Source organism: Modestobacter sp. VKM Ac-2984 (assembly GCF_026967985.1).
Lineage (GTDB): Bacteria > Actinomycetota > Actinomycetes > Mycobacteriales > Geodermatophilaceae > Modestobacter.
Genome location: NZ_JAPVBJ010000004.1, coordinates 324,761 through 347,434, shown reverse-complemented (window position 1 = coordinate 347,434; position 22,674 = coordinate 324,761). Strand labels below are relative to the sequence as shown.

Here is a 22,674-nt window from a genome sequence, read left to right as displayed (position 1 = left end):
CGTCTGGTCCTGAGGCGACTCGTCACCCCACGGTCGGCCCGACACCACGGCCACTCCTCCCCGGCCGGTCGCCGTCTCGGCCACCGTTCGTGGACGAGCCCGGACACCAGACCCGAACGGCCATGCTGCCGGAGAAGAGCCTGCCCATCCGGTAGGCGCGGCGTGATCGACCGGTCACACTGTGCTCACCTCACCGGTCGACCGGTCGATCAGCCGGGCTGGACCACGGCACTGGGGTCGGCGTGCTCCCGGATCCAGGCGTGCATCGCGATCCCCGCCGCGACCCCGGCGTTCAGCGACCGGGTCGAGCCGAACTGGGCGATCGACACGGTGAGCGCGGCGCCGTCCCGGGCCTCCGCCGTGAGACCGGGGCCCTCCTGGCCGAACAGCAGGACGCAGTGACGCGGCAACGAGACCGTCTCCAGCGGGACGGCCCCGGGACCGTTGTCCACCGCCACCACCGTCAGCCCCTCGGCCGCCGCGTGCTCGAGCAGCCCGCTCACGTCCGGGTGGTGACGCAGGTGCTGGTAGCGGTCGGTGACCATGGCGCCCCGCCGGTTCCACCGCCGGCGGCCGACCACGTGCACCTCCGCCGCCAGGAAGGCGTTGGCCGTGCGCACCACCGTGCCGATGTTCAGGTCGTGCTCGAAGTTCTCGATCGCGACGTGGAACGGGTGCCTCCGCGCGTCCAGGTCGGCGACCACCGCCTCCAGGCGCCAGTAGCGGTAGCGGTCCACCACGTTCCGCCGATCACCCTCGGCGAGCAGTTCGTGGTCGTACCGAGGATCAGTGGGCCAGGGACCGGCCCAGGGGCCGACGCCGACCGACCCACCCCACTCGGTCGGACCGGGCACCTGCCCGTCCGCCACCTGCCCGTCCGTCGTCTCGGTCACCGCCGGGATGCTGCCACGCCACGTCGACGGGCCACCCCGACCGGCTGGCCCGGCCCACCGCCGGGTCAGACCGGTGCGACCACCGACAGGATCAGCCACGCCACCGCAGCCGACGGCAGCAGCGAGTCCATCCGGTCCATCAGACCGCCGTGGCCGGGCAGCAGGTCGCCCATGTCCTTGATGCCCAGGTCCCGCTTGATCAGGGACTCCCCCAGGTCGCCCAGGGTGGCGGTGATGGCGATGGCGACGCCGTAGACCACGCCGCCCCACCACGGCCCGTCGAACACCAGCGTGACCAGCAGCGTGCCGATGAGCACGCAGGCCGCGACCGACCCGGCCAGCCCCTCCCAGGACTTCTTCGGACTGACCGTGCGGGCCAGCGGGTGCTTCCCGAAGAGGACGCCCGCAGCGAAGCCGCCCACGTCGCTGCAGACCACCGTGCCGATGAACGTCAGCACCCGGGCCGCGCCGTCGTCGGGCACCAGCAGCAGCACGGCGAACCCGGCCAGCAGCGGCACGTAGAGGGCGACGAAGACCGCAGCCGACGCATCACGCAGGTACCCGACCGGGCCGTCGCCCAGCCGCCAGAGCAGCACGGCGAAGACGGTCAGCAGGAAGGCGATGACCAGACCCGTGGGGCCGCGGGTCCAGGCCAGGGCTGCCATCACCACCGCCCCCACCAGCACGGGCGTGCGCGGCGGCCGATGACCACCCTTCTCCAGCGCCCCGCTCAGCTCGAAGACGCTGATCAGGACGGCTGCGGTGACGACGACGAGGAACGAGGGCCGCCAGAGCAACAGCGTCGCGAAGACGACCGCACCCATCGCCAGCCCGACACCGACCGCGGCGGCCATGTCCCGGCCGGCCCGGCCGACGGCCCGCGGTGCGCCACTCGGGGTGTCCTGCGGCGCCTCTCCGGTGACCTCGGTCCCCAGGGCGTCGGGCACCGCGGTGAGCGGAGCGTCCGCGGGATCCCGACCCAGCTCCTCGGCCGCCGGGCCGCTCGGCACCGGGGCGACGGGATCGGGGCGCTGGTCGTCCCAGCGCAGGCCCTCGGTCTGCGGACCCGTGACCGGTCCGGGCCGGGGCCCGGACGGTCGGGCCGCAGGCCGCGACGGCACCGGTGGCTGGTCGATCCTGACGAGCGGCCCGGTGTCGGGGTCCTGCCGACGGGCCGGGCTCCCCCCGGTACCGCCCGCCCCGTCGGCCGTCCCGGTCCGGGCGCGGGCAGGCTGGCGCCCCGAGCCGAGGGGCTCGGGGCGGTGCGGGTCGCGGGTCACGGCGGCGGCGGCGGGCGGTCGGCTCAGACGTCCAGGAGCTCGGTCTCCTTGTTCTTCATCGCCTCGTCGATGCTGGCGACGTGTGCGGCGGTGAGGTCGTCGAGCTCCTTCTCCGCGCGGCGCACGTCGTCCTCGCCGGCCTCGCCGTCCTTGTTGATGCGGTCCAGCTCCTCCTTGGCCCGACGGCGCACGTTGCGGATCGAGACCTTGGCGTCCTCGCCCTTGGACCGGGCCATCTTCACGAGGTCGCGACGGCGCTCCTCGGTCAGCTGGGGGAAGACCACCCGGATCAACGACCCGTCGTTCGTCGGGTTCACCCCCAGGTCGGAGTTGCGGATGGCCTTCTCGATGGCCTGCAGCTGGGTGGCGTCGTAGGGCTTGATGACCGCCATCCGCGCTTCGGGCACGGTGATCGAGGCCATCTGCGGCACCGGGGTCATTGCGCCGTAGTAGTCGACGAAGATCTTGTTGAACATGGACGGCGCGGCGCGGCCGGTGCGAACGGAACCGAGGTCCTCGCGAGCGACCGACAGGGCCTTGTCCATCCGCTCCTCGGCGTCGAGCAGGGTGTCGTCGATCACGGGTCTTCTCCTCCTGCGGCAGCTGCCGGGTCCTGTGCGGTGTGCGGGTGGGGCGGCACCCGGCGTGCGCCGCCCCGATCGACGTCCGGCCGGTCAGGCCTGGGCGCTGATCAGCGTGCCGATCCTCTCACCTGCCACCGCGCGGGCGATGTTGCCGTCGCGCAACAGGTTGAACACGACGATCGGCATCTGGTTGTCCATGCAGAGGCTGATGGCCGTGGCGTCGGCGACCTTGAGCTGCTTGGCCAGCACCGTGCCGTAGTCCAGGTCGGTGTACATGGTGGCCGCGGAGTTGGTGCGCGGGTCGTCGTCGTAGACGCCGTCCACGCCGTTCTTGGCCATCAGCAACACCTGGCACTCGATCTCCAGGGCGCGCTGCGCGGCCACCGTGTCGGTCGAGAAGTACGGCATGCCGGCGCCTGCCCCGAAGATGACCAGGCGGCCCTTCTCCATGTGGCGGATCGCCTTGCGCGGGATGTAGGGCTCGGCGACCTGCCCCATGGTGATCGCGGTCTGCACCCGGGTCTCGAGCCCGGCCTTCTCGCAGAAGTCCTGCAGGGCCAGGCAGTTCATCACCGTGCCGAGCATGCCCATGTAGTCGGCGTGGCCGCGGTCCATGCCGGCCTGCGAGAGCTCGGCACCGCGGAAGAAGTTGCCCCCGCCGACGACGACGGCGACCTGGGTGCCGGAGCCGACCACGGCGGCCAGCTGCTCGGCGATGGTGCGGATGATCACCGGGTCGACCCCGACCTTGCCGCCACCGAAGGCCTCACCGGAGAGCTTGAGCAGGACCCGGCTGTAGCCGGACCCGTCCAGCGGGGCGAAGGCGGTGGGCGCGGACTTCAGCACGGTCACGGGCGTTCCTCGGTTCGGTGTCGGGTGTGTCGATCCTGCCGCATCCGGCGCGCACCGGTGTCCCGGCGGCGGGTCCGGACAGGCCACCGGCCCCGTCCTGGAGAGAACGGGGCCGGTGGGTGTTCCGTGGCTGAGAGCTCTCAGGCCTCGGAGGTCGGGCTCAGGCCTGGCCGACCTCGAACCGGGCGAACCGGTCGACGGTCAGGCCGGCGTCGGCGATGACCTGCTTGACGGTGCGCTTCGGCTCGGTGATCGAGGGCTGCTCGAGCAGGACGAAGTCCTTGAAGTAGGCGTTGACCCGCCCCTCGACGATCTTGGTGATCGCCTGCTCGGGCTTGCCCTCCTCCTTCGCGGTCTGCTCGGCGACCCGGCGCTCGGTCTCCACGGCCTCCGCGGGGACCTCCTCGCGGGTCAGGTAGCGCGGACGCGCGGCGGCGATGTGCATCGCCAGCGAACGCGCCGCGTCCGCGTCGCCACCGGAGTACTGCACGGCGACGCCGATGGCCGGGGGCAGGTCGGTGGCCCGCTTGTGCAGGTAGACCGCCGTGGTGCCCTCGAAGACGGCGAACCGGGACAGCACCAGCTTCTCGCCGATGCGGGCCGACTCGGACTCGATGAGCTGGGCGACCGACTGGCCGTCGACCTGGGTGGCCATCAGCGCGTCGACGTCGGCCGGCTTCTCGACCACGACCAGGTCGAGCAGGCGCTCGGCGAGCTTGACGAAGTCGGCGTTCTTGGCGACGAAGTCGGTCTCGCAGTCGAGCTCGAGCAGGGCGCCGTCCCGGCTGACGACCACGCCGTTGGTGGTCGAGCGCTCCAGGCGCTTGCCGACGTCCTTGGCGCCCTTGACGCGCAGGAGCTCGATGGCCTTGTCGTAGTCGCCATCGGCCTCGGTCAGGGCCTTCTTGGAGTCCATCATGCCGGCGCCGGTGGCGTCACGGAGACGCTTCACGTCGGCTGCGGTGAAAGCAGGCATGTCACTTCCTCTGATCGGTGGTGGTGCGGGGCGCGGACCCCGCGAGTGGAGGTGCCGGCCGGCGGCCGGACAGACGGCGGCGCCGCCACTCCCCGCACTCAGGCGGGGAGCAGCGGCGCCGACCGGTCAGCCGTTCTCGGCGCCCTGGGTACCGGTGGACTGGTCACCGGTGGCGGGGACGCCCTCGACCGGGGCGACCTCGTTGGCCGTGACGGCCGGCGGGTCGGCCGGGGTCTCGGGCAGCTCAGTGGCCGCAGCCGGAGCGGCCTCGGTGGCCACGGCGTCGGTTGCCACGGCGTCGGTTGCCACGGCGTCGGTTGCCACGGCCGGGACGGCCTCGGCAGCCGGGGTGGCGGCGTCAGCGGCACCACCGGTCAGCAGCTCGCGCTCCCAGTCGGCCAGCGGCTCGCCGCCGCCCACGGCCGGGGCCTCGGCGCCGTCCTCGCCACGGCCGGCGTTGGCCTGCGCGGCCGAGCGGGCCATCAGGCCCTCGGCGACCGCGTCGGCGATGACGCGGGTCAGCAGCGCGGTGCTGCGGATGGCGTCGTCGTTGCCCGGGATCTTGTAGTCGACCTCGTCGGGGTCGCAGTTGGTGTCGAGGATCGCGACGACGGGGATGCCCAGCTTCCGGGCCTCACCGACGGCGATGTGCTCCTTCTTGGTGTCCACGATCCAGACGGCGCTGGGCACCTTCTGCATGTCGCGGATGCCGCCGAGGGAGCGCTCGAGCTTGGCCTTCTCGCGAGAGAGGACCAGCTGCTCCTTCTTGGAGAGGCTGACCAGCGCGCCGGTCTGCTCGAGGTCCTCGAGCTCCTTCAGGCGGGCCAGACGCTTGTAGACCGTCTGGAAGTTGGTGAGCATGCCGCCCAGCCAGCGCTGGTTCACGTAGGGCATGCCGACGCGGGTCGCCTGCTCGGCGATGACCTCCTGCGCCTGGCGCTTGGTCCCGATGAACATGATCGAACCGCCGTGGGCGACGGTCTGCTTCACGAACTCGTAGGCCTGGTCGATGTAGCCCAGCGTCTGCTGGATGTCGATGATGTAGATGCCGTTGCGCTCGGTGAAGATGAACCGCTTCATCTTCGGGTTCCAGCGACGGGTCTGGTGCCCGAAGTGGACTCCGCTGTCGAGCAGGTTCTTCATGCTGACGACTGCCACGTGGCGCCGCCTTCCTTCTCGTGCGCGGGCGGCCAGGGGCCACGCCGCGCTGCTCGGTTGTCGCGGACGCACCGGGAGGTGCGCCGCCCTGGTGTCCAGCCGCGCCACCGAACCCGCCGGAGGAGGCGGGACCGAGGTGACGACTGCCCCGCTGAGCTCGCCAGGTGCACGAACAGCGGGAAGAGGACACGCGAAGTCGATCCGCCGGAGGCGGACCGCATCGATCAGCATACGCCCTGGGCAACCGCCGTCCGACCGGGTCGTCCCCAGCGGCCCTCGGCCTCCACAGGCGCTGGCTCCCACCGGTCCGGGACGCGCTCCGGCGGCACCCTCCTGTGGGTGTCCACACCCCGCGCCGTCCTCGCCGCACTGGTCGTCGCCGGCCTCCTGACCGGCGTCCCCGCAGCGGCGGCTGCTCCGGGCCCGTCCCCCGCGGGGTCCGGGCCACCCGCCGCGCTCTGGACCTGGCCGCTGTTCGACGCGCCCACGGTCAGCCGGCCCTTCGACGCCCCCGACACGCCGTACGCGGCCGGACACCGGGGCGTGGACCTGGCGAGCACGGTCGGCGAGCAGGTGCTCGCTGCCGGCGACGGGGTGGTGGCCTTCGCCGGGACGGTCGCCGGCCGGCCGGTGGTCAGCGTCGACCACACCGACGGGCTGCGGACGACGTACGAGCCGGTCAGCCCGGGGGTGGCCGCGGGTCAGCCCGTGGCCCGCGGCTCACCGCTGGGCGTGCTGGTGGCCGGGCACGCCGGCTGCCCGGTGGACGCCTGCCTGCACTGGGGCCTGCGTCGCGGGGACACCTACCTGGACCCGCTCCTGCTCCTGCGCCCGCCACGGGTGCGGCTGCTCCCGTGGCACTGACCCCGCGACGGCTGGGACGGCGCTACCGTCCGGGCGTGCGTTGGCGACGGAAGAAGGCCCCCGAACAGCCCATCGAGCAGCCGGCACCGGACCAGCAGGCCGCGGAGCAGGACGCCGGCCAGGTGCTGGCGGACCTGCAGCGGGTGGTCGACCGGTTCGGCTGGGCGGTGCTGCACGGCGGCGGGGGCAGCCCCGGTGACCCGCGGTGGTCGCACACCGTGGGGTTGACCGCGCTCGGCCACCCCGAGGTGATCGTCGTGGGCCTGCCGTTCCCGGCCGGGGAGAAGTACCTGAACCTGGTGGGCGAGGCGGTGCGCGGCGGTGCCCGCTTCGGCCCCGGCGCGGCCACGACCGGGCTGACCGACGCGGACTCCCCGGTGGTCTTCCTGGCGGTCGAGGACACCGCACGGCTCGCGGTCGCCGAGCAGTTCTACGGCTCCATCGAGGTGCTCCAGCTCGTCTGGCCGGACTCGACCGGCCGGCTGCCCTGGCAGGAGGGCCACCGCAACCCGCCGGAGGCCCAGCCGCTGCTGGGCCCGCTGCCGGGCGCGGAGCCGACCGGCGACTGAGCCGGCTCCCCCGCCGTCCCCGGCCCGTGCCCTGGACCAGCGCACGGTCTGGGGACGAGCAGCAGGGTCCCGCGAGCGGGACCCGAGCTCGGTCAGGCGATGTCGGCGAGCTTGGTGCGCAGGTGCAGCACGGCCTTGGTGTGCAGCTGGCAGATCCGGCTCTCGGTCACCCCGAGCACCCGGCCGATGTCGGCCAGGGTCAGGCCCTCGAAGTAGTAGAGGCTGACGACGACCTTCTCCCGCTCGGGGAGCTGCTCGACCGCCCGGGCCAGCAGCTGCCGGGCCTCGCCGTGCTCGGCCATGGCCTGCGGGTCCAGGGCGCTGGTGTCCTTGAGCGTGTCACCCAGACGCGGCGCGGAGCCGTCGTCGTCCACGAGCAGCTCGTCGAGGGCGACGACGTTGACCAGGGACAGCTGGCCGAGGAACTTGCGGACCTCCTCGACGTCCATGTCCATCTCGTCGGCGACCTCTTCGTCGGTCGGGCTCCGCTGGAGCTTGGCCTCCAGAGCCGCGACCGTGCGCTCGTACTGCCGGGCCTTCATCCGGACCGAGCGGGGGATCCAGTCCGTGGACCGGAGCTCGTCGATGATCGCGCCGCGGATCCGGGCCATCGCATAGCTCTCGAACTTGATCTCCCGCTCGGGCTCGAACCGGGTGATCGCGTCGATCAGCCCGAACGTCCCGTAGGAGACCAGGTCGGCCTGCTCCACGTGCGCCGGCAGCCCGCTGCCCACCCGGCCGGCCACGTACTTGACCAGCGGCGCGTAGTGCAGGATCAGCCGGTCGCGCAGCCCGGTGTCCCGGTCCTGCACGTACCGCGACCACAGCTCGATCACGTGGGCGTCAGGGTCCTCACTCGCACCGACCTGCCGGACCGTCGCCTCAGACACCTGCACTCCCCCGCTCGAACTCTGTTGTCCATGCACCGACGCCGTCCTCATGCCCGGGGATGGGCGCGGGCGTGGACCGCCCGGAGCCGCTCGACGGTCACGTGCGTGTAGACCTGCGTCGTGGCGAGGCTAGCGTGGCCCAGCAGCTCCTGGACGCTGCGCAGGTCCGCGCCGCCCTCCAGCACGTGCGTTGCCGCCGAGTGGCGCAGCCCGTGCGGGCCGATGTCCGGGGTCCCCGGCGCGGCGGCGACGGCCACGTGCACCACCCGGCGCGCCTCCCGCGGGTCCAGCCGGCCGCCGCGCACGCCGAGGAGGAGCGCGGGGCCGCTGCTGCTCGTCGCCAGCACCGGGCGACCGCGGGCCAACCACGCCTCGAGGGCGTCGGACGCCGGGGCGCCGAAGGGCACACTGCGCTCCTTGCGGCCCTTCCCCAGCACCCGCAGCAGGCGGCGGCCGCGGTCCACGTCGTCGACGTCGAGCCCGACGAGCTCGCCGACGCGCATCCCGGTGGCGTAGAGCAGCTCGAGGACGAGGACGTTGCGCGACCGCAGCGCCGCCTCGGCCGGGGTCTCCTCCTCGGCAGACGGGCGCGCCGCCTCCTCGAGCACCGTCCGGGCCTGGTCGGCGCCGAGCACCCCGGGCAACGTGCGGTGCGCGCGCGGGCTGGCCAGTCGCAGCCCGACGTCCTCGGCCACCTGCCCGCTGCGGCGCAGGTGGGCGGTGAACGACCGCGCCGACGCGGCCCGGCGCGCAGTGGTGGACCGGCTGTCCCCCCGGGTCCGTCCGTGGGCCAGCCAGCTGCGCAGCGTGGCGAGGTCCAGGTCGGCGACCGTCCGGCCGCTGCGCCGGGCCAGGTGGTCCAGCAGCGAGACGACGTCGCCGACGTAGGCGCGGACGGTGTGCTCGGAGAGGTCCCGCTGGAGGCGCAGGTGCTCCTCCCAGCCCGCCAGGGACTCCTCGAGCGCCGGCGGCAGGGCAGCGCGCAGCTCTGCGGTCCCGGTGGCCATGGGCGCAGCGTCCGTCGGCGGAGCGGGCCGGTCAACCGGGCGCGCCGCAGACCGGGGGTCGCGATCTCCCGGCAGACGACGTCACCCGGCCGGCTCACCCTTCCTCGACTGCCGACGCACCCGCCAGCCGGTGCCGGTCCACTCGACGAGGTCGGCGAGCTCCAGCGCCGGCAGCACCCGCAGCACGTCGACCACCGAGCACCCCGCGACCGCGGCCAGCCGTTCCGGCGGCACACCGACCCGGACCGGGCAGGCGTCCAGCACCCGCCGGGCGACGTCGGACAGCGAGTCACCCGGTGCGCTCGCCCGCTCCACCGGTGGAGCCAGGTCCTCCCCCACCCGGCCCACCGCCTCCAGCACCTCGGCCGCCGAGGTCACCAGCGCCACGGGGCGCTCGACCTCCCGCAGGAGCTGGTGACACCCCACCGACATCGCGCTGGTCACCGGGCCGGGAACGGCCATCACCGCCTTGCCGAGCTCCCGCGCCCGGTTGGCGGTGGCCTGGGCGCCGGAGCGGGCGGCCGCCTCGACCACCACGGTGCCCCGGGTGAGGGCGGCGATCAGCCGGTTGCGCACCAGGAACCGGTGCCGCAGCGGCGCGCAGCCCGGCGGCCACTCGCTGACCAGCAGCCCCTCGTCGAGGACCCGGGCGAACAGCGCCGAGTGCGCACCGGGGTACACCCGGTCGACCCCACACGCCAGGACGGCGACGGTCGGCGCCTCAGCGGCCAGCGCACCTCGATGTGCCGCGGCGTCGATGCCGAACGCGCCACCGGAGACGGTCGTCCAACCCCGCTCCCCCAGCCCGTGCGCCAGCTCACCGGCCACGTGCTCCCCGTAGGCCGTCGAGGCGCGCGACCCCACCAGCGCGACCGACCGGTCGACCAGCCCGGTCAGCGACGCTGCGCCGCGCACCCACAACGCCAGCGGCGGCACCAGCGTGCGCGTGCGGTCCGGCTGCCGGCCGTCCACCAGCCCGCGCCCGTCCTCGGTGGCCAGCGTCAGGCAGTGCAGCGGCAGCGCCGGCCACTCCGGGTCCTCGGGCACGACCAGCCGGCCCCCGCACCGGTCCGCCCGGTGCAGGTCCTCCAGGCTGGTGTCCTCTCCCGCCCGGGCCCCGGCCACCGCCTGGACCTCGGACGGGGCCGCACCGGCCTGCAGCGCGGCGGCCGCGGCGACCGGACCCGACTGCTCGACGAACCGCCAGGCCGCCACCGAACCCGGCTCCACGGCCCGGGACAACCACGCCCGCGCCCGCCGGACCTCCGGGTCGACGTCCCCGCTCATGCCGCCGCCCGCTGCAGCCGCATGCCCAGCGCCTCGGCCACCTGGTCGGTGCCGGGCACGGCCAGGCCGGCGAGGTCGGCCAGCGTCCAGGCGACCCGCACCACCCGGTCGAAGCCGCGCACCGAGATCGACCCGCGCTCCAGCGCCCGCTCCGCCAGCGCGAGCGCCGCGCGCGGCACCGGCCAGCGCTCCCGGAGCAGCCGCCCCGGGACCTGGCTGTTGAGCGCCAGGCCGCTGCCGGCCAGCCGCTCGGCCGCCACCGCCCGTGCGCCCTGCACCCGCGCGGCGACGGCGGCGGTCGACTCCGGCGCGCCCAGGCCGTCCAGCCAGGCGGCCCGGGTCACCGGCGGCAGAGTCACGCGCAGGTCGATCCGGTCCAGCAGCGGCCCGGACAACCGCGACTGGTAGCGCCGCCGTTCCAGGGCACTGCAGGTGCAGGCCGTGTCACCGGCCGCGCTGGCACAGGGGCAGGGGTTGGCGGCCAGGACCAGCTGCGCCCGGCACGGGAACGTCGCCGAGCCGTTGGCCCGGTGGATGGTCACCGTCCCGCGTTCCAGCGGCTGGCGCAGCGTGTCCAGCACCGACCGGGGGAACTCCGGCGCCTCGTCCAGGAACAGCACGCCCCGATGGGCGCGGCACAGGGCACCCGGGCGGATCTGGCCGGAGCCGCCGCCGACCAGCGCGGCCATCGTCGCCGAGTGGTGCGGCGCCTCGAACGTCGGCCGGGTCACCAGCGGGGCGCCGGGCGGGAGGGTGCCGGCGATGGAGGCGATGGCGGTCACCTCGAGGGCGGCGTGCTCGTCCAGCGGGGGCAGCAGCCCGGGCAGCCGTTCGGCGAGCATGGTCTTGCCGGCGCCCGGCGGGCCGCTGAGGAACAGGTGGTGGCCACCGGCGGCGGCCACCTCGACCGCCCGGCGTCCTGCGGCCTGCCCCACCACGTCGGCCAGGTCGGGCCCCGGTGGCGCCGGGGACGCCGCTGCCCGGACGTGCGGCAGGAGGGGCGCCTTCCCGGCGAGGTGGGCGACCACCTGGCGCAGGCTGCCGGCCGCCAGGACGGCGATGCCCTCGACCAGGCCTGCCTCGTCGGCGTTCTCCTGCGGCACCACCACCTCGCGATGACCGGCGCGCGCGGCGGCCAGCACGGCCGGCAGCACCCCACGGACCGCGCGCAACGACCCGTCCAGCCCGAGCTCCCCCAGCAGCACCAGCTCCCGGACGGCGTCCGCGGGCACCACCCGCGCACCGGCGAGGACGGCGACGGCCAGGGCGAGGTCGAACCCGCTGCCCTGCTTGGGCATCGCCGCCGGCGACAGCCCGATGGTCACCCGGCGCAACGGGAACTCGTGCCCGCTGTTGAGCAGCGCGGCCCGCACCCGGTCCACCGACTGGCGCACGACGGCGTCGGGCAGCCCGACCAGCGCCACGGTCGGCACCCCCGGCGCCAGGTCGACCTCCACCTCGACCATCGCCCCCTGGACGCCGGCCAACCCCACCGACCAGGTCTGCGCGAGCGCCATCAGAACGCGTTCCGCAGGTGTGTCACCCGGGCCGGCCCGGAGGACGGGACGTGCACCCCGACGACGTCGAAGCGCAGGTCCGGGGCGTGCTGGTCGTGGGCCGCCAGCCAGGCACGGGCGAGCACCCGCAGCCGGCGGCGCTTGCCGGCGGTCACCGCCTCGGCCGGGTGCCCGAAGCCGGTGCCGGTGCGGGTCTTCACCTCGCAGAACACCAGCGCCTGACCGTCTCGGGCGACGACGTCGAGCTCGCCGTCGCGGCAGCGCCAGTTGCGGTCGAGGACCTGGAAGCCGGCGTCGATGAGCGCCCGGACGGCGACCCGTTCGCCGTAGGCGCCGAGGGCGGCGCGGTGGCCGGGCGGGGACTTCTGCGGATTCGGCACCCGTCGACCGTCGCCGCCGCGGGCCGGCCGGACCAGGGCCTGCCCCGGTCTGTGGACGGAGGACACCGCTGTGGACGGCGGCCGGCGCACCCGCCTCAGCGCCGGCCGGTGTCCCCGGGGAGGGGGAGGTGGATCAGGGCAGGCGCGGGTTGTCCGGGAGCTCCAGGTCCGGCTTGTCGAGTTCCTCCACGTTGACGTCCTTGAACGTCACCACCCGGACGTTCTTCACGAACCGGGCCGGGCGGTACATGTCCCACACCCAGGCGTCGGAGAGGGTGAGCTCGAAGAACACCTCTCCCCCGGCGTCACGCACCTGCAGGTCGACGCTGTTGGCCAGGTAGAAGCGCCGCTCGGTCTCCACGACGTAGGAGAACTGGCGGACGATGTCCTTGTACTCGCGATAGAGCTGCAGCTCCATCTCGGTCTCGTACTTCTCGAGGTCCTCGGTGCTCATCGCGCGTGCTCCATAGGTGCCGGGGACATCAGTGCCGCGGCCGGGGCTCCGGGCGGCACCGGTCCATCATCGTGCATGCCCCCCACCACCGGCAGGGGTGGCGTCCGGGCGGCGTGTGCGGCCCGGGCCCGCGCGACGTTGACGAAGCGCATCCGGTGCTCCGGGCAGGGCCCGTGGTCGTCGAGGGCGGCGCTGTGCGCATCGGTGATGTAGCCCTTGTGCTCGGCGAAGCCGTACTGCGGGAAGCGCCCGTCCAGCTCCAGCATCGTCCGGTCCCGGGTGACCTTGGCCAGCACGGAGGCGGCTGCCACGCAGGCCGCCACCCGATCCCCCTTCCACACCGCGAGCGACGGCTGGGACAGGCCGCTGACCGGGAAGCCGTCGGTGAGCACGTAGTCGGGGCAGGGCTCCAGCACCCGGACGGCGCGGCGCAACGCCTCGATGTTGGTCACGTGCATGCCGCGCGCGTCGAGCTCACCGACCGGGATGGCGACCACCGACCAGCAGACGGCGCGGTCGACGACCTCGGCGTAGACCTCCTCCCGCGTGGCGGCGTTGAGGAGCTTGGAGTCGGCCAGCCCGGGCACCCGCCCGCGGCGACCGGCGGGGAGCACGCACGCCGCGGCCACGAGCGGACCGGCGCAGGCGCCGCGGCCGGCCTCGTCCGCACCGGCGATGGCGGCGAACCCCCGGCGGCGGAGCGATCGCTCCATCGCCCAGAGGTCGTCGGTGGGGTCTGCAGCACCAGGTCGAGCGGCCATCGCCTGCCGACCCTACGTCGCCCCGCCGCCCCCTGGAGGACCCCCGGCGAGTCCGGGCCGGTCGGACCCTGGGAACGCACCACGAGCCGATCCCTGGGGGAACAGGGACCGGCTCGGGGCGGCTGGTCAGCGGCGCGGACGCCGGCCCGACCGGCCTTGCCGGAGCGGAGTCCGTTCCGGCGGTCCATCCGGCCCGGGCCCTCGGGGGCGCGGACCGTGGTCGTACCGGTGGAGGTCACACCTCGGCGGTGGCCTCGGTGAGCCGGTGGGCCCCGCAGGAGCAGCCCGGGTTGCGCGCCGAGAGCACCAGGGAGACCGCGTGCGCCCGGTCCCGGGCACCCAGCTTGCGCAGGATCGCCTTCACGTGGGACTTCACCGTGTCCTCGGAGATGAACAGGTTCTTCCCGATCGCCCGGTTCGACTGCCCCTGGATCAGCTCGTCCAGCACGTCGGACTCCCGGCGGGTCAACGGCACCTCCGGGGTCAGCTCCCGCGACACCTGCTCCGCCGCCCCCTCACCGCGACGGATCTGCGGGTCCACCACCGTGCGCCCGGCCCGCGCAGCCAGCACCGCCCAGCCCAGCAGCGTCGGGGAGGTGTTCATCAGCAGGTAGCTGCGCACCCCGGCCGCCAGCGCCTCGTTCACCACACCCGGGTCCTCCGAGGTCGCCAGCGCCACCACGGCCAGCTGCGGGAACCGGCGACGCAGGTCCCGGACGGCGTTCAGGGTGGCCGCCCGGCCGGTGCCCAGCTCCACCACCACCGCGTCCGGGCGGGCGGACTCGGCCAGGGTCAGCGCGCGACGCGGCTCCCCCGGGGTGCCCACCGCCTGCATGCCGGCGGTCTCGTTGATCATGCCGACCAGCCCACGGCGCAGGACCGGGGCGTCGGCGAGGATCAGGACGCGGGTGACGCCGCGGGGGGTGCTGGCCAGGGGGGTAGACACGGGTGACTCTCCGTTCGAAGTCCGGTGACTCTCTGCTTGTCCATCGGACGAGTGAACGGAGAGCTTGAGCAACTTCTCGAGAAGAGTGCCGAAACGCGCACAGATCATGCCGAACCCAGCGGGACAGCTGGGCGGTGCACCCACGGCGCGGCGGCTCGACGACCACCTCCCGTGAGCCCCCGGTTCAGTCGGTCTGCGACTCCCGGCCGGGCCGGGTCTGAGCCGGGCGCCGGACCCGGCGCCAGCCGGTGCGCGGCGGACGACGGGACGGCCCGGTCAGCCGGGCGCCGCGGGAACGGTGCCGCCGGCGCCAGGCGGTGAGCGGCAGAGCGCCACCGAGCCCCAGCAGGTAGGGGGCCGCCAGCGCTGCGGTGTCCTGGACCGGTGTCGGCTCCGGCCCGACGGCGCCCGCCGCTTCGACCTGGCCCGGCTGGATGTCGGGGCTGTCCAGCAGGGTGAAGCGGTCCAGCGGCCACACGACCAGGGCCGCCTTGCCGATGACGTCGTCGACGGCGATGGTGCCGGCGTACTGGTCGTCCATGTGCTGCTTGGAGTCGGCCGAGGCCGAGCGGTGGTCGCCCATCACCCAGAGCCGCCCCTCGGGCACGGTGACCGGCCGGAACTCCCGCCCACCTGATCCACCGGTGTTCAGCGGGGAGTCCTGGTAGATGTAGGGCTCGTCGAGCGGCTCACCGTCGACCAGGACCCGCCCCTGCGGGTCGCAGCACTCGACGGTCTGGCCCTCGGTGGCGATGACCCGCTTGACGTAGTCGTCCTCGCTGGGCGGGGCCACGCCGATCGCCCGGCCCAGGGTCAGGGCAGCACCGGTGAACCAGTTGGTGGGCTCCTCCACGGCGATCTCCGGGGACCAGGTGTCCGGCCCCTGGAACACCACGATGTCGCCCGGCTCGGGCTCGCCGAACCAGTAGGGCACCTTGTTGACCAGCACCCGGTCGCCGGTGCAGCCGGTGCAGCCGTGCAGCGTCTGCTCCATCGAGCCCGACGGGATGAAGAACGCCTGCACCAGGAAGGTCTTCACCAGCAGGGCGAGCACGAAGGCGATGACCAGCAGCACCGGCAGCTCGCGCAGCAGGGACCCCTTCGTGGCCTGCTCGCGGCGGCGGCCCCGGCCGGCGGCCGCCGACCCGGTCGGGGCCGTTGCGTCGGCGGCGGTGGTGTTCTGGTCGGCGGAGGGACGCCCGGCATCGCCGGCGTCAGCGGCTTCAGCGGGCCCGTGCGTGCTCATCGGCACCAGCGTACGGTCCGCCGTCCGGCGCGTCCGGTGAACCGCTCAGCGGCCGGGGCGGCGGTACGGACAGCCCCACGAACGCGACCGGGCCGGCTGCGAGTGCAGCCGGCCCGGTCGTGGAATCGCTGGAGGTCAGCGGTTGACGACCTCGCGCTTCTCCTTGATCTTGGCTGCCTTGCCGCGCAGCTCGCGGAGGTAGTACAGCTTGGCCCGGCGGACGTCACCGCGGGTGAGCACCTCGATCTTCTCCACGACCGGGGTGTGCACCGGGAAGGTGCGCTCCACGCCGACGCCGAAGCTGACCTTGCGGACGGTGAAGGTCTCGCGGATCCCGCCACCCTGGCGACGGATGATCACGCCCTGGAAGACCTGGACACGCGCGCGGGTGCCCTCGATGACCCGCACGTGCACCTTCACGGTGTCCCCGGGCCGGAAGGTGGGGATGTCGTCGCGCAGCGACGCGGCGTCGAGGGCGTCCAGGGTGTTCATCGCAGCAGTCCTCAGTCCTAGCGGGAAAGTCGTCGTGGTACGGGCAGCGGTGTCCCGGTGCATCCGTACCGGGTGGCTGCGCTCCACGACCCGGTCCGGGTGCGGAGCCACCGTCGGGGTGAACCGACGGCCTGCAGCAGCTCACTACTGTGCCACACCTTCAGTCGATGATGCGTGGCGGCCCTGTCCACAGGCCGTGGAGCACTCTCGGCAGCGCCGCCGCGAGGTCCCGGGGCGCGAACGTCTCCGTGCTGTCGGCGATCTCGTCCAACGACCACCACCGGTGCGGCTCGTCCAGCTGCCGTTCGAGCTCGGTGCGTCCGCTCACGTCGACGTCGTGGACCACGTCGCGCAGCACGAAGAAGGTCTCCCGGGAGTCCAGCAGGGTGTCGCCCCACCGGCCCTGCCAGCGGCGGAGCCACACCGGGCCCTCCAGCACGGCCGGGTCGACCAGCAGGGCGGTCTCCTCGGCCAGCTCCCGCACGGCCGCCGCCCGCAGGTCCTCGCCGTCCTCGACGCCACCGCCGGGGGTGAACCAGTACTCCACGTCGCCGGGTCCGCTGCGCGGCTGCAGCCCGCGCCCACCGAACAGCAGCACCCGCTGCCGGCGGTCGAGCACCAGCACCCGGGCCGACGGGCGGACCCAGACGCCGGGGGTCACGCCTGGGGGTCCGCGTCCAGCGCCGTCCGGTCCGCGGCGGTCAGCGCCCCGTCCGGCAGCCCGGCGAGCAGGTCGGGACGGCGGTCGGCGGTGCGGCGCAGCGACTCGGCGCGCCGCCAGCGGGCGATCGCCGCGTGGTCACCGGAGAGCAGCACCGGCGGCACCTCGTGCCCGCGCCAGCTCCCCGGGCGGGTGTAGGACGGGCCCTCCAGCAGCCCGTCGGCGTGCGAGTCGAACTCGACGGACTCGGCGTTGCCCACGACCCCCGGCAGCAGCCGGGTGACCGCCTCGACCATCACCAGCACCGCAGACTCCCCACCGGCGAGCACGTAGTCGCCGATCGAGACCTCGGAGACCGGGCCGCCCTCGGCGGCCCAGTCGGCGACCCGCTGGTCGATCCCCTCGTAGCGGCCGCAGGCGAAGACCAGCCCGGGCTCGGTGGCCCACTGGGCGGCGACCGCCTGGGTGAACGGGCGGCCGGCCGGCGTGGGGACGACGAGCCGGGTGCCGGGAGGACGCACGGCCTCCAGCGCCCTCCCCCAGGGCTCCGGGCGCATGACCATGCCCGGCCCCCCGCCGTAGGGCGAGTCGTCGACCGTGCGGTGGACGTCGTCGGTCCACTGCCGCAGGTCGTGGACGCCGACGGAGACCAGGCCCCTGGCCGCCGCCTTGCCCAGCAGCGACTGGCCCAGCGGGGCGAGGTACTCGGGGAAGATCGTCAGGACGTCGATCTGGAACGTCACAGGTCGAGCAGCCCCTCGGGCGGGTCGATGACCAGCCGACCGGCGGCGAGGTCGACGGTGGGGACGATCGCGGCCACGAACGGCACCAGGAGCTCGCCGCCCTCGGGACGGCGCAGCACGAGCAGCTCGGTGCCCTCGTGCCGGACGCCGGTCACCTCACCGACCGGGGAGCCGTCGGGCAGCACAGCGGCCAGCCCGACCAGCTGGTGGTCGTAGAACGAGTCGGGGTCCTCCAGCTCCGGCAGGGCCGCGACCGGCACCAGGAGCATCGTGTTCCGCAACGCGTCGGCCGCCTCGCGGTCGGCGACCACGGTGCCGTCCGGCATCAGCAGGGTGAGCAGCAGCGTGCCGCTGTGCCAGCGGGCTGCCTCGATGGTCAGCGGCCCGCGCGTGGCGGGCTCGGTGAGCAGCGTGGCACCCGGGGTGAACCGCAGGTCGGGGTCGTCGGTGCGCACCTCGACGGTCACCTGACCACGGACACCGTGGGGTCGGCCGATGCGGCCGACCACCACGGTGTCGGTGGACTGCGGGGTGGCGCCGGAGGCGCCGGGAGTGCTCAGCGCCCGTCGGTGTCGACGACGTCGACCCGCAGGCCGCGCCCACCGACACCGGTCATCACCTGGCGCAGCGCCTTGGCGGTGCGCCCGCCACGGCCGATGACCTTGCCGAGGTCGTCGGGGTGCACCCGGACCTCGAGGGTCTTGCCGCGCCGGCCGTTGACCAGGTCGACCACGACGTCGTCGGGGTTGTCGACGATGCCCTTGACCAGGTGTTCGAGCGCTTCTTCGAGCACGTCTTACTCGGCGGTCTTCTCGGCCGCGGCGGGCTCAGCCGCAGCCGGCTCGGCTGCCGGGGCCTCGGTTGCGGGCGCCGCCTCGGCGGCGGGCGCCTCCTGCTCTGCGGCAGCAGCCTGGGGGGCGTCAGCAGCCGCGGCCTTGGGAGCGGCCTTCTTCTTCGGCGTGGTGGCCTCGGCGGACGGCTCGTTCATGGCGGCCCGCGCGGCCTCCTCGTAGATGGCCTTCTTGTCGGCCTTGGGGGCCGCGACCTTCATGGGGGCCGGAGCCGGCTCGCCCTTGAACTTCTGCCAGTCGCCGGTCACCCGGAGGATGGCCCGCACGGCCTCGGTCGGCTGGGCGCCGACGCCGAGCCAGTAGGCGGCGCGCTCGCCGTCGACCTCGATGAAGGACGGGTCCTCCTTCGGGTGGTACTTGCCGATCGTCTCGATCGAACGACCGTCCCGCTTGGTGCGGGCGTCGGCGACGACGATGCGGTAGTACGGCGCGCGCATCTTGCCCAGGCGCATGAGCTTGATCTTGGTGGCCACGAGTGTGGTGTGCTCCTCGAACGTGTGTGGTTGCTCGCCGGACGGACGCGTGGGGGTACGCCGGGGCGGAGCGCTGGACACGGGCGGGGATGGTGAGAGGGCCGCCCACCGCCGTGTTCGACAGACCATGATGCCAGACGCCAGGAGGAACGCGATGCCCAGCACCGGACCGCTGCACCACGTGGAGCTGTGGGTGCCGGACCTGGGCCGCGCCGAGGCCTCCTGGGGGTGGCTGCTCACCGCACTCGGCGCCGTGCCGTTCCAGGAGTGGGATCGGGGGCGGTCGTGGCGCTGGGGCGAGGACGGCACGTACGTGGTGGTGGAACAGTCACCGGCGCTCACCGGTGACCAGCACGAGCGACGAGCCCCCGGCCTCAACCACCTGGCGTTCTGGGTGGACGGCGACCTGGACGCGCTGGTCGCCGAGGCGCCCGCGCACGGCTGGCGACTGCTCTTCCCCGACCGGCATCCCTTCGCCGGCGGCCCGGAGCACCGGGCCGCCTACCTGGAGGACGCCGACGGCTACGAGGTGGAGCTCGTCCCCTCGGCGCCCCCGGGGGGCACCAGGAAGCCGCCCCAGCCGTCGTAGCGGCCACCGTGCCGGTCGACGATGCCCACGACCTCCCGGGTGAAGGCGGCCGCCGTCCCGTGGTCGACCGCGGTCATCGCGCTGAACTCGAGCCAGACCGTGAACAGCCGGCGGTACAGCCCGTCGACCCGGTAGCCGGCGGCGGTGAGCTCCTCCCCGGCCGCGGTGGCCGCCGACCGGGACCGGAAGGCGGCCAGGTGGTCGATCGGCCGGGGCGCGTGCACCTGGTCGCCGTGGCCGAGGTTGGCCTCGACCGTTTCGGTCGTGCGCCGGAGCTGGGAACCCAGGTCGCTGCGCACGACGGGGTCAGCCGCGGACGGCGGCGAGCACGGCGCCGGCAGCCTCGGCGACCGGCACCTCGGTGCGCTCACCGGTGGCCCGGTCCCGCACCTCGATGACGCCCTCGGCCAGACCGCGCCCGACCGTCACGATCGTCGGCATGCCGAGCAGCTCGGCGTCCTTGAACTTGACCCCGGGCGAGACCTTCGGCCGGTCGTCGTAGAGCACGGTCAGCCCGGCGGCGACCAGCTCCTCGGCCAGCGACTGCGCCGCCTCGAACACTGCGGCGTCCTTGCCGGTGGCGACCAGGTGCACGTCGGCCGGCGCGATCTCCCGGGGCCACACCAGGCCCAGCTCGTCGTGCGTGGACTCGGCGATCGCGGCCACCGCACGGGAGACCCCGACGCCGTAGGAGCCCATGGTGACGGTCACCAGCTTGCCGTTCTCGTCGAGCACCTTGAGGTCGAGCGCCTCGGCGTACTTGCGGCCCAGCTGGAAGATGTGCCCCATCTCCACGCCGCGGGCGAGCTCGAGCGGCCCGGAGCCGTCGGGGGCGGGGTCACCGGGCAGCACCTCGGCGGCCTCGATGACGCCGTCCCAGCTGAAGTCACGGCCGGCGACGAGGTCGAACACGTGCTTGCCGGGCTCGTTGGCCCCGGTGATCCACCGGGAGCCGGGGACGACGCGGGGGTCGACCAGGAACCGGATGCCGGACTTCCCCTCCGCACCGAGGACCTGCGGCCCGATGTAGCCCTTGACCAGGTCGGGGTGGGCGGCGAAGTCGGTGAACGGCTCGACCTCGGCCGGGGCGAGCTGCGCCTCCAGGCGCTTGGTGTCGACCTCGCGGTCGCCGGGCAGGCCGATCACCAGCGGCTCGCGGGTGCCGTCGGGGTGCACCAGGGTGACGACGACGTTCTTCAGCGTCGAGGCGCCGGTGTGCCCGGCCTCGGGGAACAGCTCGTTCGCCGCCGCGACCAGCGTCTCGATGGTCGGGGTGTCGGGGGTGTCCTCGACGTGCGCCTCGGGCAGTCCGTCGAACGGGATCGACTCGGGGACGACGGTCGAGACGGCCTCGACGTTCGCCGCGTACCCGCCGGGTGAGCGGACGAAGGTGTCCTCGCCGATCGACGTCGGGTGCAGGAACTCCTCGCTCTTGGACCCGCCCATCGCACCGGACATCGCCGAGACGATCACGTAGTCCAGGCCCAGCCGGTCGAAGATCCGGATGTAGGCGGCGCGGTGCGCGGCGTAGGAGGCGTCCAGCCCGGCATCGTCCACGTCGAAGGAGTAGCTGTCCTTCATGGTGAACTCGCGGCCGCGGAACAGCCCGGCCCGGGGCCGCGCCTCGTCCCGGTACTTGGTCTGGATCTGGTAGAGCGAGACCGGCAGGTCCTTGTAGGACCCGTAGAGGTCCTTCACCAGGAGCGTGAACATCTCCTCGTGGGTGGGGCCGAGCAGGAAGTCGTTGCCCCGCCGGTCCTTGAGCCGGAAGAGGTTGGGCCCGTACTCGGTCCAGCGGCCGGTCGCCTCGTAGGGCTCCCGCGGCAGCAGCGCCGGGAAGTGCACCTCCTGGGCGCCCATCGCGTCCATCTCCTCGCGGACGACGCGCTCGACGTTCCGGAACACCCGCCAGCCCAGCGGCAGCCAGGTGAAGCCACCCGGCGCAGCCCGCCGGATGTAGCCGCCCCGAGCGAGCAGCCGGTGGCTGGGGACCTCGGCGTCGGCGGGGTCGTCACGCAGGGTGCGCAGGAACAGGGAGGACATCCGAAGGAGCACGGGAGGAGTCTCCCAGGCGTCCGCGGGACGCCGTCCATCGGTTTGGCTCAGGCGACGACGACGCCGCGGAGGACCATCCGCTGCGGTCGCTGCAACGTGTCGAGGTCGGCCCGTGGGTCGGCCTCGTAGACCACCAGGTCGGCCGGGGCCCCCTCGGCGATGCCCGGCAGGCCCAGCCACTCGCGTGCACCCCAGGAGCCGGCGGCCAGCGCGGCCTCGGCGGGGAGCCCGGCAGCGTGCAGCGCCCGGATCTCGTCGGCGATGACGCCGTGGTCGATCCCCCCGCCGGCGTCGGTGCCGGCTAACACGGGGACGCCGGCCTCGAACGCCGCGCGCACCACGGCTCCGGAGCTCGCGTACAGCCGCCGCATCGTGGAGGCGTAGGAGGGGAACTTGGCCTCCCCCGCGGCGGCGAAGCCGGGGAAGTTCTCCACGTTCACGAGCGTGGGGACGACGGCCGTGCCCCGGCGGGCCATCTCCCCCACCAGCTCCTCGGTCAGCCCGGTGCCGTGCTCGATGCAGTCGATCCCCGCACCGATCAGCCCGGGCAGCGCGTCGGTGCCGAAGGTGTGCGCGGTGACCCGGGCGCCCTCCTCGTGAGCGGCGGCGATCGCCGCGGCCAGCACGTCGTCCGGCCACTCCGGCGCGAGGTCACCGACGCCGCGGTCGATCCAGTCACCCACCAGCTTCACCCAGCCGTCGCCGCGCTGGGCCTGCACCCGCACCTCGGCCACGAGGTCGGCCGACTCCCGCTCCACCGCGAGCCCGGGGATGTAGCGGCGGGGTGCCGCGATGTGCCGGCCGGCGCGGATGACGCGGGGCAGGTCCGGGTGCTCGTCGAGCACCCGGGTGTCGACCGGGGACCCGCAGTCGCGCAACGCCAGGACCCCGGCGGCCCGCTCCTGGAGCGCCTGCTCGCGCAGGTCCTCGACCCCGGTCGCGTGCACCCCACCTCCGCCGATGCCGACGTGGCAGTGCGCGTCGACCAGGCCGGGCAGCAGGAAGCCACCGCGGCTGACCGTCTCGGCGCCGGAGACCGGCTGGAAGGTGATCCGCCCCTCGCTGACCCAGAGATCGCGGTGCTCGCCCTCGGGGAGGACGACGCCGGACAGGTGCAGGACAGGCGCGACAGCGGTGGTCACCGGC

General features: G+C 74.0%; 27 protein-coding genes. 3 read left to right on the top strand and 24 right to left on the bottom strand.

The features are described from left to right. Window positions 1-209: 209 nt before the first annotated feature. The 6 genes from O2W16_RS11430 to rpsB form a co-directional block, all read right to left on the bottom strand. Entirely contained in the window at window positions 210-893 is a 684-nt protein-coding gene (locus O2W16_RS11430; protein WP_269158943.1) for a TrmH family RNA methyltransferase, read from the bottom strand. 65 nt (window positions 894-958) lie between these two features. Further along, a complete protein-coding gene (locus tag O2W16_RS11425; protein WP_269158942.1) occupies window positions 959-1,903 on the bottom strand; it encodes a phosphatidate cytidylyltransferase in 945 nt (314 codons plus the stop codon). 293 nt (window positions 1,904-2,196) lie between these two features. Further along, window positions 2,197-2,754 (bottom strand): ribosome recycling factor, encoded by a 558-nt coding sequence (gene frr / locus O2W16_RS11420; RefSeq protein WP_269158941.1) that lies wholly within the window; start codon window positions 2,752-2,754, stop codon window positions 2,197-2,199. Between the two features lie 93 nt (window positions 2,755-2,847). Next, a complete protein-coding gene (pyrH, locus tag O2W16_RS11415; RefSeq protein WP_269158940.1) occupies window positions 2,848-3,609 on the bottom strand; it encodes a UMP kinase in 762 nt (253 codons plus the stop codon). Window positions 3,610-3,769: 160 nt separating this feature from the next. Next, the gene (tsf, locus tag O2W16_RS11410; RefSeq protein ID WP_269158939.1) at window positions 3,770-4,585 is read right to left on the bottom strand and encodes a translation elongation factor Ts; all 816 of its coding nucleotides are present in this window, start codon (window positions 4,583-4,585) and stop codon (window positions 3,770-3,772) included. A gap of 126 nt (window positions 4,586-4,711) precedes the next feature. After that, window positions 4,712-5,743, bottom strand: a complete 1,032-nt coding sequence (rpsB, locus tag O2W16_RS11405) for a 30S ribosomal protein S2 (RefSeq protein WP_269158938.1) — start codon at window positions 5,741-5,743, stop codon at window positions 4,712-4,714. A gap of 339 nt (window positions 5,744-6,082) precedes the next feature. On the opposite strand from rpsB, the gene O2W16_RS11400 reads away from it, so the two are divergent. After that, complete coding sequence (locus tag O2W16_RS11400; RefSeq protein ID WP_269158937.1) at window positions 6,083-6,607, top strand: M23 family metallopeptidase; 525 nt, start codon at window positions 6,083-6,085, stop codon at window positions 6,605-6,607. Between the two features lie 35 nt (window positions 6,608-6,642). After that, window positions 6,643-7,176: a DUF4262 domain-containing protein gene (locus O2W16_RS11395; protein ID WP_269158936.1), complete on the top strand. Its 534-nt coding sequence runs from the start codon at window positions 6,643-6,645 to the stop codon at window positions 7,174-7,176. A gap of 92 nt (window positions 7,177-7,268) precedes the next feature. On the opposite strand, the gene whiG is transcribed toward O2W16_RS11395, so the two are convergent. From whiG to rpsP, 15 genes are all read right to left on the bottom strand, one after another. After that, a complete protein-coding gene (whiG, locus tag O2W16_RS11390) occupies window positions 7,269-8,066 on the bottom strand; it encodes an RNA polymerase sigma factor WhiG (protein WP_269158935.1) in 798 nt (265 codons plus the stop codon). Between the two features lie 47 nt (window positions 8,067-8,113). Then, complete coding sequence (locus O2W16_RS11385; RefSeq protein ID WP_269158934.1) at window positions 8,114-9,073, bottom strand: tyrosine recombinase XerC; 960 nt, start codon at window positions 9,071-9,073, stop codon at window positions 8,114-8,116. Window positions 9,074-9,154: 81 nt separating this feature from the next. Next, window positions 9,155-10,360, bottom strand: a complete 1,206-nt coding sequence (dprA, locus tag O2W16_RS11380) for a DNA-processing protein DprA (protein WP_269158933.1) — start codon at window positions 10,358-10,360, stop codon at window positions 9,155-9,157. Continuing rightward, a complete protein-coding gene (locus O2W16_RS11375; protein ID WP_269158932.1) occupies window positions 10,357-11,877 on the bottom strand; it encodes a YifB family Mg chelatase-like AAA ATPase in 1,521 nt (506 codons plus the stop codon). The genes dprA and O2W16_RS11375 overlap by 4 nt, the downstream gene beginning before the upstream one ends. Further along, window positions 11,877-12,257: a YraN family protein gene (locus O2W16_RS11370; protein WP_269158931.1), complete on the bottom strand. Its 381-nt coding sequence runs from the start codon at window positions 12,255-12,257 to the stop codon at window positions 11,877-11,879. Before O2W16_RS11370 ends, O2W16_RS11375 begins: the two co-directional genes overlap by 1 nt. A gap of 133 nt (window positions 12,258-12,390) precedes the next feature. Further along, window positions 12,391-12,711 carry a DUF2469 domain-containing protein gene (locus tag O2W16_RS11365; protein ID WP_036339823.1) on the bottom strand — a complete coding sequence of 107 codons (321 nt, stop codon included), beginning with the start codon at window positions 12,709-12,711 and terminating at the stop codon, window positions 12,391-12,393. Further along, window positions 12,708-13,472: a ribonuclease HII gene (locus O2W16_RS11360; protein WP_269158930.1), complete on the bottom strand. Its 765-nt coding sequence runs from the start codon at window positions 13,470-13,472 to the stop codon at window positions 12,708-12,710. Before O2W16_RS11360 ends, O2W16_RS11365 begins: the two co-directional genes overlap by 4 nt. A 235-nt stretch (window positions 13,473-13,707) precedes the next feature. After that, window positions 13,708-14,418, bottom strand: a complete 711-nt coding sequence (locus O2W16_RS11355; RefSeq protein ID WP_269158929.1) for a response regulator transcription factor — start codon at window positions 14,416-14,418, stop codon at window positions 13,708-13,710. 184 nt (window positions 14,419-14,602) lie between these two features. Next, window positions 14,603-15,664, bottom strand: a complete 1,062-nt coding sequence (lepB, locus tag O2W16_RS11350; RefSeq protein WP_269158928.1) for a signal peptidase I — start codon at window positions 15,662-15,664, stop codon at window positions 14,603-14,605. 135 nt (window positions 15,665-15,799) lie between these two features. Beyond that, window positions 15,800-16,156: a 50S ribosomal protein L19 gene (rplS, locus tag O2W16_RS11345; protein WP_269158927.1), complete on the bottom strand. Its 357-nt coding sequence runs from the start codon at window positions 16,154-16,156 to the stop codon at window positions 15,800-15,802. A gap of 160 nt (window positions 16,157-16,316) precedes the next feature. Further along, window positions 16,317-16,817, bottom strand: coding sequence for an NUDIX hydrolase (locus O2W16_RS11340; protein ID WP_269158926.1), 501 nt, complete (start codon window positions 16,815-16,817; stop codon window positions 16,317-16,319). Then, on the bottom strand, window positions 16,814-17,560 hold the full coding sequence (trmD, locus tag O2W16_RS11335; protein WP_269158925.1) for a tRNA (guanosine(37)-N1)-methyltransferase TrmD: 747 nt from the start codon (window positions 17,558-17,560) through the stop codon (window positions 16,814-16,816). Before trmD ends, O2W16_RS11340 begins: the two co-directional genes overlap by 4 nt. Continuing rightward, window positions 17,557-18,069, bottom strand: coding sequence for a ribosome maturation factor RimM (gene rimM / locus O2W16_RS11330; protein WP_269158924.1), 513 nt, complete (start codon window positions 18,067-18,069; stop codon window positions 17,557-17,559). Before rimM ends, trmD begins: the two co-directional genes overlap by 4 nt. A 47-nt stretch (window positions 18,070-18,116) precedes the next feature. Continuing rightward, a complete protein-coding gene (locus tag O2W16_RS11325) occupies window positions 18,117-18,353 on the bottom strand; it encodes an RNA-binding protein (protein WP_014742367.1) in 237 nt (78 codons plus the stop codon). A 3-nt stretch (window positions 18,354-18,356) separates the two neighbouring features. Then, entirely contained in the window at window positions 18,357-18,884 is a 528-nt protein-coding gene (gene rpsP / locus O2W16_RS11320) for a 30S ribosomal protein S16 (protein WP_269158923.1), read from the bottom strand. 154 nt (window positions 18,885-19,038) lie between these two features. Between rpsP and O2W16_RS11315 the strand changes: the two genes are divergently transcribed. Beyond that, a complete protein-coding gene (locus O2W16_RS11315; RefSeq protein WP_269158922.1) occupies window positions 19,039-19,473 on the top strand; it encodes a VOC family protein in 435 nt (144 codons plus the stop codon). Here O2W16_RS11315 and O2W16_RS11310 read toward each other — a convergent pair. The 3 genes from O2W16_RS11310 to O2W16_RS11300 are packed head-to-tail and all read right to left on the bottom strand — an operon-like array spanning window position 19,407 to window position 22,670. Continuing rightward, window positions 19,407-19,772 (bottom strand): ribonuclease E inhibitor RraB, encoded by a 366-nt coding sequence (locus tag O2W16_RS11310; protein WP_269158921.1) that lies wholly within the window; start codon window positions 19,770-19,772, stop codon window positions 19,407-19,409. The genes O2W16_RS11315 and O2W16_RS11310 overlap by 67 nt on opposite strands. A 7-nt stretch (window positions 19,773-19,779) precedes the next feature. Beyond that, window positions 19,780-21,528, bottom strand: coding sequence for a proline--tRNA ligase (locus O2W16_RS11305; protein ID WP_269158920.1), 1,749 nt, complete (start codon window positions 21,526-21,528; stop codon window positions 19,780-19,782). Between the two features lie 47 nt (window positions 21,529-21,575). Beyond that, complete coding sequence (locus O2W16_RS11300; protein WP_269158919.1) at window positions 21,576-22,670, bottom strand: amidohydrolase family protein; 1,095 nt, start codon at window positions 22,668-22,670, stop codon at window positions 21,576-21,578. Window positions 22,671-22,674: the final 4 nt, after the last annotated feature.

Coding starts and splice junctions, on each gene's coding strand:
- tsf (WP_269158939.1), bottom strand. CDS start 4,585: ATGCCTGCTTTCACCGCAGCCGACGTGAAGCGTCTCCGTGACGCCACC.
- O2W16_RS11385 (WP_269158934.1), bottom strand. CDS start 9,073: ATGGCCACCGGGACCGCAGAGCTGCGCGCTGCCCTGCCGCCGGCGCTC.
- dprA (WP_269158933.1), bottom strand. CDS start 10,360: ATGAGCGGGGACGTCGACCCGGAGGTCCGGCGGGCGCGGGCGTGGTTG.
- O2W16_RS11375 (WP_269158932.1), bottom strand. CDS start 11,877: ATGGCGCTCGCGCAGACCTGGTCGGTGGGGTTGGCCGGCGTCCAGGGG.
- O2W16_RS11365 (WP_036339823.1), bottom strand. CDS start 12,711: ATGAGCACCGAGGACCTCGAGAAGTACGAGACCGAGATGGAGCTGCAG.
- O2W16_RS11360 (WP_269158930.1), bottom strand. CDS start 13,472: ATGGCCGCTCGACCTGGTGCTGCAGACCCCACCGACGACCTCTGGGCG.
- lepB (WP_269158928.1), bottom strand. CDS start 15,664: ATGAGCACGCACGGGCCCGCTGAAGCCGCTGACGCCGGCGATGCCGGG.
- rplS (WP_269158927.1), bottom strand. CDS start 16,156: ATGAACACCCTGGACGCCCTCGACGCCGCGTCGCTGCGCGACGACATC.
- O2W16_RS11315 (WP_269158922.1), top strand. CDS start 19,039: ATGCCCAGCACCGGACCGCTGCACCACGTGGAGCTGTGGGTGCCGGAC.